Source organism: Pantanalinema rosaneae CENA516, from assembly GCF_050753385.1.
GTDB lineage: Bacteria > Cyanobacteriota > Cyanobacteriia > Leptolyngbyales > Leptolyngbyaceae > Pantanalinema > Pantanalinema rosaneae.
In genome coordinates this window covers 118,748-134,963 of the sequence record NZ_JBLZFZ010000001.1, presented here as the reverse complement: position 1 = coordinate 134,963, position 16,216 = coordinate 118,748, and the positions used below count along the sequence as shown (strand labels likewise).

The following is a 16,216-nucleotide window of genomic DNA, read 5'->3' as shown; positions in this document are numbered from 1 at the left end:
ATCCCTGTAAATTACAATCCTTGTAAAGCACAGTTGATCCGTCAGAGAGGGGGGAATTCACCGGGAAACGGGTCAGTCAGGGGTTAGCCAAGGTAGGCTTGCAATTTCTCGGCTAACACGGGCACATTCGGTTGTTTGAGGATGCCCAGGTGATCTCCTGGCACATCGAAGATCTCCAGATGATCGGTAAAGGCTGACCACCCCATACAGCGATCGCTATAGTCGAATACATCCCGATCCATAGCTCGGAATAATACTGCCCGTCCCGTGTAGGGTTGAGGCACATAGTTTTGCATAGCACGATCGCGAACCTCTTGCCGAATATCCTGGGGCGTGGTGTCTACCTGAGCCTGCATTGCGGATTGAGTGCCTTGAGTTGTCCGATACCACCGGGTAGATAGCTGTTTCTGCAATGACGCTAGATTGCCCTGAACTTTCTTGACCAGATAGGCAGGTCCTTGCTGGAACAGCAGTTTGCCATGTAATTTCAGCCTTTGCCGCCGCGACAGGCGGTTATGGCACAGGGGCGCTTTAGAATCGAACAGGGCAATCAAGGCAACCTCTTCTCCCATCGCTTGCAGTTGTTGTGCCATCTCAAATGCCACTACACCTCCAAAGGATTCCCCAGCCAGATAGTAAGGCCCGTGGGGTTGCAAGGTGCGAATCGCCTGGAGATAGCGCTCGGCAATCTTCGGCACACTGGAGAAGATAGAATTCTGCTGGTCAATGTTGCCAGTTTTCAACAAATCGATCTCTTCTTGCAGGTAAACTCCATAGACGGGTTGATCGGGATCAAACTGTTGGGCTAATTCCCGATACAACAGAATGCCATATAAGCAAAATAGGGGTGGTTTGTGACCGCCGACGCGCAGGGGGACTAGATCACCAAAATGCTCTTCACTGCCCACCTCTCGCAGTAAGAGGGATAGTTCGGCGATCGTCGGTGATTGCAACAGGGTAGTAATCGGCAGGTTTTTGCCAAATACTTCCTCGACTTTTGCCCAGGCGCGGACGGCTGAGAGGGAATGTCCCCCGAGTTCAAAGAAGTTGTCGTGAATGCCGATCGGCTGGACTTGCAATACCTCTTGCCAAATCTCGACCAATTGCCGTTCCATCTCATCTCTAGGTGCGACAAAGTTTTCACTCGGATCAGCTACCAGCGCTGGATCAGGAGCGGGTAATGCCCGCCGATCGACCTTGCCATTCGGGGTCAGGGGTAGGGCATCGAGTTTGACAAAGGTCGCAGGCACCATGTAATCGGGCAACTGTTCCTTCAGGAACTGGCGCATCGCGGACGGAGTGGGAATTGCATCACCCTTAGTTGTGAAATAAGCGACTAAGCGTTGATCCCCCGGAGTATCCTCCCGAACCGTGACCACCCCTTGTTTAAGCATGGGATAGCGGCTGAGTACCGCCTCAATTTCACCGAGTTCAATCCGGAAACCCCGCACCTTCACCTGATGGTCAATCCGACCCAGGAATTCCAGGCTACCATCGGGACGGAAGCGAGCCAGATCCCCGGTCTTATACAAACGAGCATTGGGGCGATCGCTAAAGGGATCGGGAATAAACCGCGAGTTCGTCAATTCCGGTCGGTTGAGATAGCCGCGTGCCAAGCCATCCCCCCCAATATGGACTTCCCCAGGGATACCAACGGGCACTGGATAAACGGAACCAGCGCTGGGATAGGAGGATTCTGCCAGGATGTAAATTTGAGTATTGGCGATCGGTTCGGCAACCGGAATAGATCCAGTCCCAGATTTCACTTCACAGGCGGCTGACCAGACCGTTGTTTCCGTTGGACCATACATATTCCACAGAGAACTCCCGCGCTCCAGCAATTGATCCGCCAGGTTGCGAGACATGGCTTCCCCACCACACAGCATCTTCAAGCGGCGATCGCCTTGCCAACCTCCAGCTAATAACATTTGCCAGGTAGCCGGGGTGGCTTGCATCACCGTAGCCCCTGACTGTGCCAACAGGTCTGACAGTTGTTTGGCATCAGCCGCGACCATCCGAGTTGCCAATATCACTTGTGCCCCTACCATCAATGGCAGATACAGTTCCAGCACTGCAATATCAAAGGAAATTGTAGTGACTGCCAGGAGAATATCCTCTGCGGTTAATCCCGGTTGCAGTCGCATCGAATTGAGGAAATTGACCGCCGTGTGATGACAGATTTGCACCCCTTTTGGTTTCCCCGTGGAACCAGAGGTATAAATCGTGTATGCCAGGTTGTCCGCCGCTACATCACTGTCGAGATTGCTGGTCGGTTGTTGAGCGATCGCACTCCAATCAGTGTCAAGGCAAACGATTTGGACAGCCTGTTCGGCAAACTGATGCTGGAATCCTCGCTCGGTCAGAAGAACGGGCAACTGCGAGTCTTCGATCATGTATGACAGGCGATCGTGCGGGTAGGCAGGATCGAGGGGAACGTAGGAGCCGCCCGCTTTGAGGATACCCAGCAGACCCACCACCATCTCTAGGGAGCGTTCTAAGCAGATTCCGACAATGACTTCCGGTTTTACCCCTAACGTCTGGAGATAGTGAGCAACTTGATTCGCCCGATCGTTCAGTTGCCGATAGGTCAAGTGGTGATCTTCAAACACGATGGCGATCGCATCGGGAGTCCGTTCGACCTGCGATTCAAATAGCTGGTGAATACAGGGTTCCGGTGGGTATGCCAGATCGGTTTGATTCCACTCCACCAAGACTTGCTGGGTTTCGGCGGCGGTCAGGAGCGGTAGGGCAGAAATCGGTTGTTCTGGCTCGGCAATAATTCCCTGTAACAGGGTTTGGAAGTGACCGACCATCCGGCGGATTGTGGCGCGATCGAACAGATCCTGGTTATATTCCAATTCGGCAATGATGCCTGCCTCGGTTTCCTCCATCATCAGTGTGATGTCATATTTGGCAGTTCCGCTTTCCACTTGCAACGGATTGAGGGTTAAGCCAGGGAGGTTGACCGGATCCGTCGGAGAGTTTTGCAGAATCAATAGCACCTGGAACAGGGGACTATGGCTGAGATTCCGTTCTGGTTGTACTGCTTCTACCACCTGCTCAAACGGTGTGTCCTGATGGGCATAGGCATCTAACGCTACCTGTCGGACTCGCTGCAACAATTCTGAGAACTGTGGATCGCCACTCAGATCAATGCGGAGGGCAAGCAGGTTAATAAAGAAACCAATCAGCGGCTCTAGTTCCACCCGGTTGCGGTTGGCGATCGGGGAACCAATCACAATATCGTGATGCTGGCTATAGCGGGATAACAGAGTTGCTAATGCCCCTAGCAATGTCATAAATAATGTCGCCCCCGATCGCTGGCTGAACGCCTTCAGTTGTTGCGTCAGTTGGGCATCTAACAGGAAGAATTCGCTGCCACCCCGGAAGCTTTGGATCGGTGGACGCGGACGATCGGTAGGGAGTTCCAATAGGGGAGGTGCGCCCGCTAACTGTTGTTGCCAGTAGGTGAGGTGCTGGGTCTGCGTCGGGGCTTGCAGGTGTTGGTGTTGCCAGTGGGCAAAGTCGGCATACTGAATTGGTAATTCTGCTAAAGGTGATGCTGCTCCCTGGAAAAATGCCGTATAAAGGGATGCCAGTTCCCGTCGGAATACCCCCAGTGACCAACCATCCGAGGCGATGTGGTGCATCGTAACGAGCAACACATGGGTACTCGCCTCCAATCGCAGTAACGTACACCGTAAGGGACGATCGAGGGCTAGATTAAATCGGCGTTGGGCTTCGGCTTGGGCTAGGCGATGCACTTCTGCTAGTTGGCGATCGGCAGGGATGGCTACCAGGTCTATAATGGGCACGACCACCGCCTGGGGCGGCAAAATTCGTTGTACTGGAGTTCCCTGAACAACAGGAAATGTGGTTCGCAAGGCTTCGTGCCGTCGGGCAATTTCGGTTAAGCTGTGTTCTAAGGCGGTGATACTTAAGGCTCCATCCAGCTTTAAAACCAGTGGAATATTGTAAGCAATCCCTTCCTCTAATTGGCTCAAGAACCAGAGACGAGACTGCGCGGAGGACAGGGGTAAATCACTGGTGCGTTGAATTGGCGTAATCGGGGCTAAACCAGGATGATCGCCGTCTGCTGGTTGGCTCAGGTGTTCGGCTAAAGCCGCGATCGTTGGGAGTTCAAATAAGCGGCTAATGGGAATCTCCAGGGACAGGGCATCCTGTAACCGATAGATCACCTGTGCTGCCATTAAGGAATGTCCGCCGAGGGCAAAAAAGTCATCATGGAGGCTGATTTCTGCAAATCCCAAGACTTCTGCCCAGGTCTGTGCCAGTAATTTCTCTAATTTTGTCTTGGGTGCCACATAGGCGGGATGATCGAACTCCGATCTCGAGAAGGTCGGAGCCGGTAAGGCGCGGCGATCGATCTTCTGATTGATGTTAACGGGCATTGCCTCCAGCACTACAAAGGCGGCTGGCACCATGTAATCCGGTAGTTTGGCTTGGAGAAACTGCCGCATTGCCGCAACGGTGGTCGGCTTGGCGTGATCCAGTACCACGTAGGCGACTAGACTTTTCTCACCATTGATCTCGCGATCGACAACAATGCCTTCCCGTACACCGGGAACCTGCCGTAAGGTGGTTTCAATATCACCCAGTTCAATCCGAATGCCCCGGAGTTTGATTTGGAAATCAGACCGACCCAGAATTTCTAAATTTCCACTAGCATCAAACCGTCCTAAGTCTCCAGTGCGATAGAATCGTTGCTGCTCAATAGTAACAAACTTTTCTTGGGTCAGTTCCGGTTGATGCAGATAGCCTTGGGTAATTCCGGCACCACTAATGTAGATTTCTCCGGCAATCCCGATAGGCACCAGGTTGTGCTGGGGGTCATATAATCGCACCGTTACATTATTAAAGGGTTTGCCAACCAGGCTCTTGGTCATCACCTGCTGCCGGGATACCGGGTAGGCACACGCCATGCAACTGACTTCACTACAACCATAGATCACATAAATTTCTGCCTGCCGAAACACGGTTTTCATCGTTTCTAAGAGATCGGCAGGAACCAGATCGCCCCCACAGGAGGCATGGCGGAGGTTGGGAAATCGTTGGCGATCCAGACCATTTTCTTTAATGTAAACCAGTAGTTTACGCATTAAGCTCGGTGAGGTATGAAGCACACTCACCTGGGTCAGGGTTTGCACCAGTCGCTTGAAGTCTAGAATATGATCCCGTTCCAGCAACAGTAATGTCCCCCCTGCCACCAGCGGCGATAGGAGTTCAAAAAAGGTGATGCTAAAGGTGAATCGCGCGATCGCAGGCATGACATCCTGGGAATTAAAGCCAAATTGCGCCTGGGCAGCCAGCAAATAGTGGATCAAATTCCCGTGACTTGCCATCACCCCTTTAGGTTTGCCCGTTGTGCCAGAGGTATAAACCAGGTACGCTGTTTGCTCGATCTCAATGTCGTGATCGGGATTATGGCTGGGTTGGGACTGAAGCAATTCCCAATCGGTATCCAGGCAAAAAATGTGATTGGCTAAAGCCGGTACATTCGGCAGCAAATGAGATTGCGTTAACAAAACCTGAGGGTGGGTATCCTCCAGAATGGTTGTTAACCGCGCCGCCGGATAGGTCGGATCGAGGGGGACATAAACGCCACCTGCTTTCCAGATGCCGAATAAACTGACCGCAACATCCAGAGATGGCTCGACACAGACCGCCACTCTGACCTCGGCTCCCACTCCCAGTTGATGCAGGTAATGAGCCAGTTGGTTAGCTTGCTGATTCAGAGCTGCGTAGGTGAGGGATTGATCTTTGAATCTAACCGCGATCGCATCGGGGCGCTGAACCGCGTGAGTTTCAATATATTGATGAACAATGGTTTGGGGGTAATCGATCGTTGAACTCTGCCAGGTGATTAAGAGTTGATCGAGTTCCGCTTGAGTCAGGAGCGGTAATTGGGCGATCGTACTGTTGCGATCGTCAAGCATAGCAGTGACTAATACCTGCAAATGACCTGCCAGCCGCTTAATCGTATCGGGCTTAAACAGATTGGCGTTGTACCTTAGAATGACTGAAATCGTATGAGCTTGTTGGAGGACGAGTAGATGTAGATCGGGGTTGCTACCGGATTCTGATGTAAAGTGAAAATCTGATAACCAATGGGCTTCATCTTCCAGAAAATGATCAATAAAGGTAATTGAGATTGGCAGGGATGATTCTGTGGCTGATTCTACCTCATCTGGTTTGCTAGCTTGGCATCGTTGTAAAGTGCAATTTAATTGATCAATTAGTGTTTCAGATGTTAATTGGCTATCAATATTTGTATGAATTACGCTGGTCAAATTCTGGTGCTGATCTGAAACCGTTAGATTTAAGCGAATGGTGTTTTGGGGAGCGTAGCGGTAGAGTAGAGCGTGAAAAGCTGCCAAGACCAGCGATCGAGAGTTAATTGGGGAAGAGGATGCTTGGGTTTGCAGTTGCTCTACTAAATGAGGCGGAAGCGTGAAGGCAAAATATTCTGGTTGATACGTTGTCTGAGGTAGTTTGAGAAAATCCCCTGGTAGTTGTAGCGGTGAGGGGTCTGAGCTTGCCGTCGGTGTTTGCAGATGAGCGGCGGTTGACAACGTAACCGATGCAGCGTTAGCTGCCAATATTGAAGCGGAGTCTAAACTTGTTCCGGTGGTTTCGGTGAATGAGCCAACTGTTTGATTACTAGCAACCATCGCAACACTCCTGAAAATAGGGCAAACTAATTTATATTGACAGGTTGAATCAGCCAATCTAGCTGCTAGAGACTAGCAGTGGCGATCGCACAATTTTGATGCAAGAGATCTTTAAGGGCTACAGTAGCCGGATAGCTAATTCCTGATTCTTAGTTACTCTAGTTGAAACATTCCATACTCTCTAAATGGATAGCTAAGTAAGAAGATAGATTAAATTATCTAGACCTGAAAATTAGCATGGCTATTTTACCAAAGCCAGTAGTTTCCCGGAAGTTTACTGGAAAAAAATATAAGTCTAAGGGTAGATACTGGGGTGGCACCGCAGCAATTGCCAGCAGGTAGGACTTTGATCAGGTTTTGGGCAATGAACAGGATTACCCTCTTGTTCAAGAAAACTTTATGATCTCTATAAGTTGTATCAACGGTTACCTTGCAAAATATACGAGGTAACCGCTACATCGGCATTTCACTTAATTCCGTAAAATACTGGGAAATCTGCGGTGTGATCTTAATAAAGCCCTGGATTTTCATGAAGACTACGTAAATCTACTGCCGATCCGGTTTCAACCCGCTTATAGTGAAGTCCATTCCTGAATAGTGACAGTTCAATGCCTGAAGTCGTGATATGCCACCAGCAGAATTTGGTTGTTTAGCTATGCTTCTCTAGCTCTAACCTGTGAATTCCAGTACATAACGATTTCGCGGCGCATAAAGGGTCTAAGTCATCCATAAAATCTCTTTAAGTTACATTCATCCTCTTACTTCATTCACCTGTGCGGGAGAAATTACCATGGCTAATGTTTGCCCTATCAAAGGACTGGATCACCTGGAATTTTATGTTGGTAATGCGAAGCAAGCTGCCATGTTTTATGCCAAATGCTTTGGATTTACCACGACAGCCTATCGAGGGCTAGAGACGGGGGAACGCAAAACCACTTCCTATGTACTAGAACAGGGCGAGATTCGGTTTGTCATCAGTTCATCGTTAAGCCCGGATTATGCGATCGCTCGAAGTGTGTTCAAACATGGGGATACGATCGCTGTGATTGCCCTGGAAGTGAGCGATGTTTTCACGGCTTACCAGCACGCTACAGAACATGGAGCGATCGGGGCAATTCCTCCTACCACCCAAGAGGATCAGTATGGAGTCTTTCAGTTTGCGGCGGTTCACGCCTTTGGCGATACGTTAATCAAATTTGTCGATCGCACCGACTATCATGGCATCTTTGCTCCAGGCTTTGTGCATCGGTCATCTCCCAATAACTCTATGGGTTTAAAGAGTATTGACCATGTGGTGGGTAATGTTGAATTTGGGGCGATGGATCAATGGGTAGATTTTTTCGTCAAGACGTTGGGATTTGATGTGCGGATGCATTTTGATGATCATGCCATTTCCACCGAATACTCAGCCTTAATGTCAAAAGTTTTGGAAAACGGCAACAAAACGATTATCAACATTAATGAACCGGCGAAGGGACGGCGGAAATCGCAAATCCAAGAATACCTGGATTACCATCATGGAGCCGGAGTGCAGCACTTAGGTCTGGCGACCGATGACATTGTTCAGACCGTGATTCGCCTGCGACAAGCGGGAGTAGAATTTCTGCCGATTCCCAAAACCTATTATGATGACCTGGGCGATTGGGTGAAGGAAATTGATTTACCGGTTGAGCAACTGGCAGAATTAGGTATCCTCGTCGATCGCGATCACGAAGGATATCTCTTACAACTGTTTACCAAGCCCATTGGCGATCGTCCTACCTTATTCTTTGAAATCATCGAACGCCACGGCTCACGCGGGTTTGGGGCGGGTAACTTCAAGTCATTATTTGTCGCCCTGGAGCGCGAACAAGCCTTACGTGGCAACCTTTAGTACAGTGCCTAAATTTGGCTTAGGGCTGTAACGGCAGAGTGAGGATTGCCGATCGCATTCGCTCGATCGCTTCCTGAATATTGGTCAATGAGTTGGCATAGGAGATGCGAAGATAACCATCGCCATAGTGACCAAATGCTGTCCCCGATAACACCGCAACTCCGGCTTGCTCCAGTAAATAATCTGCCAGGGCATTTGCCGATAATGGTAGTTGTTTGATGTTGGGAAAGGCGTAAAACGCTCCGGCGGGTTTGAGACAATGGATGCCTGGAATGGTATTTAAGCCAGCGACAACAGCATCGCGGCGACGTTGGAACTCGGCAACCATTTTCTCAACAAAAGCCTGTGACCCTTTGAGTGCTGCCATCCCCGCCATTTGCGTGAAGGCGCAGGTGCAGGAATTGGAATTAATCATCAAGCGGACAATTCCTTCTACCAGGGGTTGGGGAAAAATGCCATAACCCAATCGCCATCCAGTCATGGCATAGGTTTTAGAATGACCATCCAGTAGGATAGTGCGGTCTTTCATCCCCGGCAATTGGATCGGGCTGATATGCTTGCCGTCATAGAGAATCCGAGAATAAATTTCATCCGATAGGATGTAAAAGTTATGTCGTTCAGCCAGTTCGGCGATCGCGGCTAAATCTTCAGGTTGCAACAATCCGCCGGTGGGATTTTGGGGCGAGTTGAGAATCAAGAGTCGGGTGCGATCGGATACAGCATCGACTAAATCATCGAGATGAAATCGAAATCCCATTTCTTCGCGCAATGGTAACGGGATAGGTTTTGCCCCCACAAAGTTAATTACTGATTCATAAATCGGGAACCCGGGATTAGGATAAATCACTTCATCGCCTTCGTTGACTAAGGCTAACACTGTGAAGAAAATAATCGGCTTGGCTCCCGGTGTTACCACGACATGATCCGGGTGAATCTCAATGCCTCTGGTCGTGGTGATATGTTCTGCGATCGCTTCTCGGAACGGTAATAAACCCGCCGCCGGAGTATAGCCGGTATACCCATCTTTCATGGCTCGAAATGCGGCTTCACAAATTGGCAACGGGGTGGGGAAATCGGGTTGCCCAATTTCCAGATGAATGATCGATCGTCCTTGCGCTTCGAGTTGTTTTGCCTTCGCAAACACATCAAAGGCTGATTCTGTTCCTAATCGCTGCATCCGGGTCGCAAATTCCATAAGCACCTCAAACCAGAAATCATTAACTTGGTGGAAATCAGGTTGTATGGCTAAATTGGGGCTTGCCAGCAATCTCGCGATATTGATCGCGTAACACTCGTCGCATGACTTTGTTAGATGCTGTCCGAGGTAATCTCTCTACAATGATCACATCCTGAATTTTGAACAGTGGATTGAGTTGTTGGGCGATCGCGGTTTGCAGCATGGATGTTAATCCTGGTGCCGTTGTGTCAGTCCCTGGTAAAACCACCGCATAAATGATTAATTGGCTGGGGCCGCCATTGGGGGGGGCTACCGCGATCGCGGCTGTTTCACAAACTCCCTCAACGGTATTGATCACTCGTTCAATATCCGCCGAACTGACTTTAATCCCGCCCAGATTCATGCTGTCATCGACTCGACCACAGACTCGATAATAGCCATTGGGCAGACGTTCTAAGTAATCGCCATGACGACGTAATTTCAGGCAATCATTGAACTCTGAACGTCCAGGTTGGTTGAAAGTTGGTGTATTCGCGAAATAAACTTGATCATGATCTTGATGCAGTAATTCTGTGGAAAGACCGATCGCGGGTGGAATAATCCAGCCTTCTCCCTTATCTGCTGGGCGATCGTCCGCATCCAGAATCATCAGATCTAACCCTAAGGCGGGAGTGGTGAAGGTTGCTGGAACACAGGGTTGTAATACTGTGCCTGTGAGATACCCCCCGCCAATTTCCGTCCCCCCACAATATTCAATCACAGGTTTGTAACCCGCTAGCGCCATCAAAAACAGCATGTCCTGGGGATTGGAACATTCCCCCGTAGAGCTAAAGGCTTTGATCGCACTCCAATCTAACCCCTGCATACAATTACTGGCTTTCCAGGCACTGACTAAACTGGGCACGACTCCTAACCGCGTGACTCCTGCCTGCTGAATAAACTCCCCATAGTTCCGCGTGGTGGGGATGCCATCGTATAGGGCGATCGTGGCGCGGTTGATTAAACTGGCATAGATTAACCAGGGCCCCATCATCCAGCCTAAATTGGTTGACCAGGCAACCACATCACTAGGATGAATGTCCTGGTGTAAGTGAGCGTCAACCGCACATTTAATTGGGGTAGTTTGTGTCCAGGGAATGGCTTTAGGAGTGCCAGTCGTACCGGAGGAAAACAGAATATTAGTATGACTACCAGGAGCCATAGGAATGGGGTTGAAGTGGGAATTCGTACTCAGGAATGCCTGCCAGGTCAAATCTCCCGATCGCAGTGTTACGGTTGGTTCCGCCTGTTGAGACAAAACGATCGCGCAGGGAGCCTCGGCGGCAATCACTTTAGTATACAGGGGAAGTAACTTGCCCCCCCGTTGCATCTCGTCCTGGGTAAAAATGGCTTGAGCATTGGCTAACCGTAATCGGGTGGCAATCTCAGTGGCAGCAAAACTATCGGCGATCCCAACTACAGTGCAACCGGCGGCGATGATGCCCAGGTAAATGGCGACGGCCTCTGCGGTCATGGGTAAATCAACCGCGATCTCATTGCCGGGATGAAAACCTAAAGCAACTAAACCATTCGCCACTCGGTTGGTTAAATTTTGTAGTTCGTTGTATGTCCAGGTTGTTAAGGGAGTAGTTTCTGATTGAGTAACGATCGCAATCGCTTCTCCATCTGCTTGAAAACAACTGTCTACTATATTTAGCTTCGCATTCACGAACCATTGCGGTGATTCAGCCCCCTGAGATAGGTCAACGAGTTGGGTATAGGGTTGATGAAACTGAATGCCTAAGCGTTGAATCATCAACTCCCAAAAGCGAGAGCGATTTTGAGTTGACCAGATATGCAGATCAGTGTAGGAAGTAATCGCTAGATCCTGCATGAATGCTGCAATATTGGTAACTTGAGTTTGCTCAACTGTGGGTATCCAGGCAGGAGCTAGATCCTGATCCCAGTCTGCAAACGTAATTTCATGTAGCAGTTGATGTAAAGCAAACGGATGGCTCGGTTGTAAGATCTGCTGGCTGAGATATTGCCAACAGGCGATCGCAGGCAATGATGCGAGGGCTTGATTAATTGGCGGGAGTAGTTCACTTGCCGTTGCTAACTCTACACCACACTGCTGCATTTGTTCCAGCGACACTTGCTTGACCATCATCGCCACCTGGTTTAAGCGTTAACTGAATGTTGTCGATCGGGTTCCAGTCCATCCCAGAAAACGGCGATCGCTGCCAATATGGCTTGCCCCCCCTGAATAAACTTGCTGCGATCGAATTCCGGTTGGAAATAAACGGTTTCCAGTTCTTCTAACGTGTGTCCAGCATGTTGCGCTTCAACGCGATTGTGCCAGGTAAAAAAGGCTAAGGGTAATTGGGGATGGCGAGTGTGTTTGATCTGAATTAAGCCATCTTCTAACTCCTGCCAGAATCCGGCGGCGGCCCAGTTCTCCACCGCGAAACTCGCACCTTCGGCAATACTGGGATCATCACTGCCATACAGGCGTTGTAATTCATCACAAAAATGTAAGGTACTGGGACTCCCATGTTTGCGTTGACCTAAATCTTCGTAATGCAAGCCCAATCCTGCGGCGACGGCAATCAGCCATTCAAAATGAGCCGCTCGGAAGCGACAGATCCCCCCATCCACAGTGCCTTCGGTACTGACAACCTCTGGATCCCCTTCGCGATCGAGATCAACCTCAGGTGGGCTGGCAGAAGCGGCGATCGGTGTACCGGGTTTGCGATAGATTACGCCTAACTCATTCAGCAAGATTTCTCGACTTGCCCGTGACTGTTGTAATGTCGGTGAATTAATCACTTTCAACAAAGCTGCAATCAAAAATTGGTTAGAAAACACTGAAAATTGGCGAATAAAATACTTTAATTCTTCATCCGTAGCGTTTCCAGCTTGAAACCAACGGGTATAAGTATTGTTAGTAATAATCCGATGGTGAAGAAAATCGCGATCGACGTGATGCAGAAAATCCTCAAAGTCATTGACCTGGCATTGAGATAATTCTCCCTGCTGCAACCGCGCTTGAATTCGGCTCGAAACAGTTAAATGAGTTTGATTGGGCGTTAATACAAAATTCATCGATCCTTCCTCCTAACCTTGAAGCACAACGTTTAACCCGATGATTTCATTGCAAACAACAGGCTTTAAACCATCCAGCTATAGGAATACTGCCTATCCTCAATCTCGATCGCGTGCTGAGTGAATTTCAAGGGACGGAACGTGTCAATCATCACGGCTAATTCGTCGGTGCGATCTTTACCGATCGATCCCTCATACATGCCGGGATGTGGTCCGTGGGGAATGCCGTTGGGATGGACGGTGATCGACGATCGCTCGATGCCCTTGCGCGACATAAAATTGCCAGCCGCATAATACAGCACCTCATCGGAATCGACATTGGAATGGTTATAGGGGGCTGGAATTGCTAAGGGATGATAATCAAATAACCGGGGGACAAAGGAACAGATCACAAACCCCGTCGATTCAAAAGTCTGATGTACGGGTGGGGGCTGGTGAATTCGCCCTGTGACAGGTTCAAAGTCATGAATGTTCAGGGCATAGGGGTATAAATAGCCATCCCAGCCAACCACATCTAAGGGATGGTGATGGTAAATATAGGTCGTGATGCGATCGCGGGATTTCACTCGCACCTCAAACTCACCCACCTGATCGTGGGGAATTAACGCGTCTGGTGGGCGCAAATCTCGTTCGTTATAAGGCGCATGTTCCAAAAACTGACCATAGCGATTTAAATAACGAGCCGGGGGTTCAATATGCCCCTGCGCCTCAATCATCAACATTCGTTGCGACTCTCCGACATCGGGTAGAATTCGCCACATGACCCCGGTGGGAATGACTAAATAGTCACCGGAACGATAATGCAAACTGCCATACTGGGTTTCCAGGATGCCGCTACCCTCATGCACAAAGATGACTTCATCCCCGTGGGCAAACCGATACCAATAGGTCATGGGTGCCGTCGGGTGAGTCACGGAAATACACACATCGCTATTCGCTAATAGAGGAATTTTAGCTGCGATCGCGTCCCCTTGACTAGATACTTTGCCAGTGCGTAGATGACGATGCCGTAATGCGCCAAAATCCTCAAACTCTAGGGTAATTTTATGTTCTAAATGAATTCTATCAATCTGAGTTGGGGGATGCAGATGATATAGAAGGGATTGAATGCCAGTAAAGCCATGAATTCCCATCAACTCTTCGTGGTACAGTGAACCATCGGGTTGGCGAAATTGGGTATGGCGCTTATGGGGAATGGAACCAAGGCGGTAGTAGTAGGGCATGGTCTTACCTCATGAAGACCGGACGGCAGGATGGGGTAGGTGGGGGCATAGAGATAGAACGGGGTAAGGTTTTACCGATCAAGATGAGTTTAGACGTAACTGAGTTGAGCGATCGTGCTAAAGATTACCCCGTAGGGCTTGTTCCCGTTCGATCGCCTCAAATAAAGACTTAAAATTACCTTCACCAAAGCTACTGGCTCCGTGACGTTGGATGATTTCAAAAAATAACGTGGGGCGATCCTCAACCGGTTGCGTAAAGATTTGCAGTAAATAGCCCTCCTGATCCCGATCAACTAAAATCCCGAGTTCGGCTAGCTGGTCGATCGATTCATCGATCCTGCCAACGCGGGCAGTCAGATCTTGATAATAGGTGGCGGGGACATGCAGAAACTGCACTCCCGCTTGCCGCAGTTTGCTGACGGTAGTAATGATATCTGGAGTCGAGCAAGCAATATGTTGAATGCCTGCACCTTGATGATAGTCTAAATATTCTTGAATCTGGGATTTGCCTTTGCCGGACGCTGGCTCGTTAATGGGAAATTTAATGCGACCGGAGCGATCGCGCATCACTTTTGACATTAAGGCTGAATATTCAGTGGAAATTGCCTGATCATCAAATTGAATCAACAGTTGAAATCCCATCGTGTCCGCAAAAAACTGCACCCATCGATCCATGTCACCCAACTCAACATTCGCGACAATGTGATCGATCGCCTGTAACCCCACACCTCGATTCTCGGATACAGTCGGCTGCGGCTGGAATTCCGGGGCAAAGATTCCCTGGTAGTTCTGGCGATCGACGAATTTGATTAATACATCTCCGTAGGCATGGATCGCCGCATAGCGAAGGAGACCAAATTCATCCTCAGCGATCGTAGGCGGAATTGCACCTATGGCTCCTTGGGCAGTCACATGGCGATAGGTAGCCACCGCATCCGGGACTTCCAGGGCAATCACCGCTACATGATCACCATGTTTGAGCACCTGTTGGGCGATCGGATGCTCGGAACTTAAGGCGGTACTCAAGACGAAGCGGATGCCTCCCTGTTCCATCACATAGGAGGCAACTTTACGGCTCCCTGTCTCTAAGCCTCGGTGGGCAGTATTCTGAAATCCAAAAAATGTTTCGTAGAAGCCTGCCGCCTGTCTAGCATTGCCAACATAAAATTCCAGATGATCGTACCGGAGAATGGGAAAGAAATCACTCATGCACTTCCTCCTAGACAGAGGCAGGATAAAACATTAGTTAATTGTCATTGTGGCTGCATCTAACTGGCAACTACAAAAACAATACTCAAGAATCAATGCCAACTGATACCGTCGGCAACCTCTTACAATCACCGATACAGTGTTGTCAGCGTCAAATTTGCAAGTAAGAATAACCGTTGAAGCAACTATGAGATTTGCAGCCTCAACTTGGATGTGGCGTTCCTAAGGCTTCTCAGAATAGTTAATAAACTAAACTGAGAAGCCGTACTTAGATTATAGATTTAACCCTTAAGGCTCGTCCAGTGAATATAATTAACTGTTAAGCTTGATTCGGGGTTCATCTTCTCCTAAGATACTGATAAATTTTGGTGGCTTCATACATCTAGAGAAATAAGTTGCTCACATTGCCCTCTGTATCAGTTCAGCCTATGATTAAACCAACCGAGCAACTGAAGCCATTAGATCAAAAAGATCGGCTGTTATTGCGACTACTGCAAGCCAATAGTCGAATCAGTAGTGCTGAATTAGCCCGCCAACTCCAGCTTTCCCCTCCAGGGTTACAAAAGCGGTTAAAACGCCTGGAAGAACATGGTTTTATTGAAGGGTATGTGACGCTCGTTAATCGGGAAGCGTTGGGATTAGATCTGCTATGTTTTACTCAGGTGACACTTACCCATGAACAGCCGGAATCTGTCGGGCAGTTCTGTGAACAGGTGCAAGGATTACCGGAAGTGCTGGAATGTCATCATTTAACAGGAGAATTTGATTATTTATTAAAGGTGGTGGTCACGAATCCGCAACAGCTTGAACAATTCTTAACGGAGAAGATTAGAAAGTTACCGGGAGTCGATAAAGTTCGTACCAGTATTGTGTTGAGTGAAGTGAAGGTGTCTACCTCGCTACCATTAGATAGTTTGGAAGCAAATCGTTAACTGGCTGAATTGCGTTAGAGTACAGG

The 16,216-nt window shown here is 49.1% G+C and carries 8 protein-coding genes; 2 read left to right on the top strand and 6 right to left on the bottom strand.

Annotated features, from left to right (window positions below; translation table 11 throughout):
* Positions 1-83: 83 nt before the first annotated feature.
* Positions 84-6,692 (bottom strand): amino acid adenylation domain-containing protein, encoded by a 6,609-nt coding sequence (locus tag ACN4EK_RS00420; protein ID WP_431655343.1) that lies wholly within the window; start codon positions 6,690-6,692, stop codon positions 84-86.
* A gap of 790 nt (positions 6,693-7,482) precedes the next feature.
* Here ACN4EK_RS00420 and hppD (ACN4EK_RS00415) point away from each other — a divergent pair.
* Positions 7,483-8,565, top strand: a complete 1,083-nt coding sequence (gene hppD / locus ACN4EK_RS00415) for a 4-hydroxyphenylpyruvate dioxygenase (protein ID WP_431655342.1) — start codon at positions 7,483-7,485, stop codon at positions 8,563-8,565.
* 19 nt (positions 8,566-8,584) lie between these two features.
* On the opposite strand, the gene ACN4EK_RS00410 is transcribed toward hppD (ACN4EK_RS00415), so the two are convergent.
* The 5 genes from ACN4EK_RS00410 to hppD (ACN4EK_RS00390) all read right to left on the bottom strand — a co-directional run bounded on the left by ACN4EK_RS00410 (position 8,585) and on the right by hppD (ACN4EK_RS00390) (position 15,258).
* On the bottom strand, positions 8,585-9,760 hold the full coding sequence (locus tag ACN4EK_RS00410; protein WP_431655341.1) for a pyridoxal phosphate-dependent aminotransferase: 1,176 nt from the start codon (positions 9,758-9,760) through the stop codon (positions 8,585-8,587).
* A 37-nt stretch (positions 9,761-9,797) separates the two neighbouring features.
* Positions 9,798-11,888, bottom strand: coding sequence for an AMP-binding protein (locus ACN4EK_RS00405; protein WP_431655340.1), 2,091 nt, complete (start codon positions 11,886-11,888; stop codon positions 9,798-9,800).
* Positions 11,889-11,902: 14 nt separating this feature from the next.
* Entirely contained in the window at positions 11,903-12,826 is a 924-nt protein-coding gene (locus tag ACN4EK_RS00400; protein WP_431655339.1) for a hypothetical protein, read from the bottom strand.
* Between the two features lie 65 nt (positions 12,827-12,891).
* Positions 12,892-14,049 carry a homogentisate 1,2-dioxygenase gene (locus tag ACN4EK_RS00395; protein WP_431655338.1) on the bottom strand — a complete coding sequence of 386 codons (1,158 nt, stop codon included), beginning with the start codon at positions 14,047-14,049 and terminating at the stop codon, positions 12,892-12,894.
* Positions 14,050-14,166: 117 nt separating this feature from the next.
* Complete coding sequence (gene hppD, locus ACN4EK_RS00390; protein ID WP_431655337.1) at positions 14,167-15,258, bottom strand: 4-hydroxyphenylpyruvate dioxygenase; 1,092 nt, start codon at positions 15,256-15,258, stop codon at positions 14,167-14,169.
* Positions 15,259-15,686: 428 nt separating this feature from the next.
* Between hppD (ACN4EK_RS00390) and ACN4EK_RS00385 the strand changes: the two genes are divergently transcribed.
* On the top strand, positions 15,687-16,190 hold the full coding sequence (locus tag ACN4EK_RS00385) for an Lrp/AsnC family transcriptional regulator (protein ID WP_431655336.1): 504 nt from the start codon (positions 15,687-15,689) through the stop codon (positions 16,188-16,190).
* The last annotated feature ends 26 nt before the right edge of the window (positions 16,191-16,216 follow it).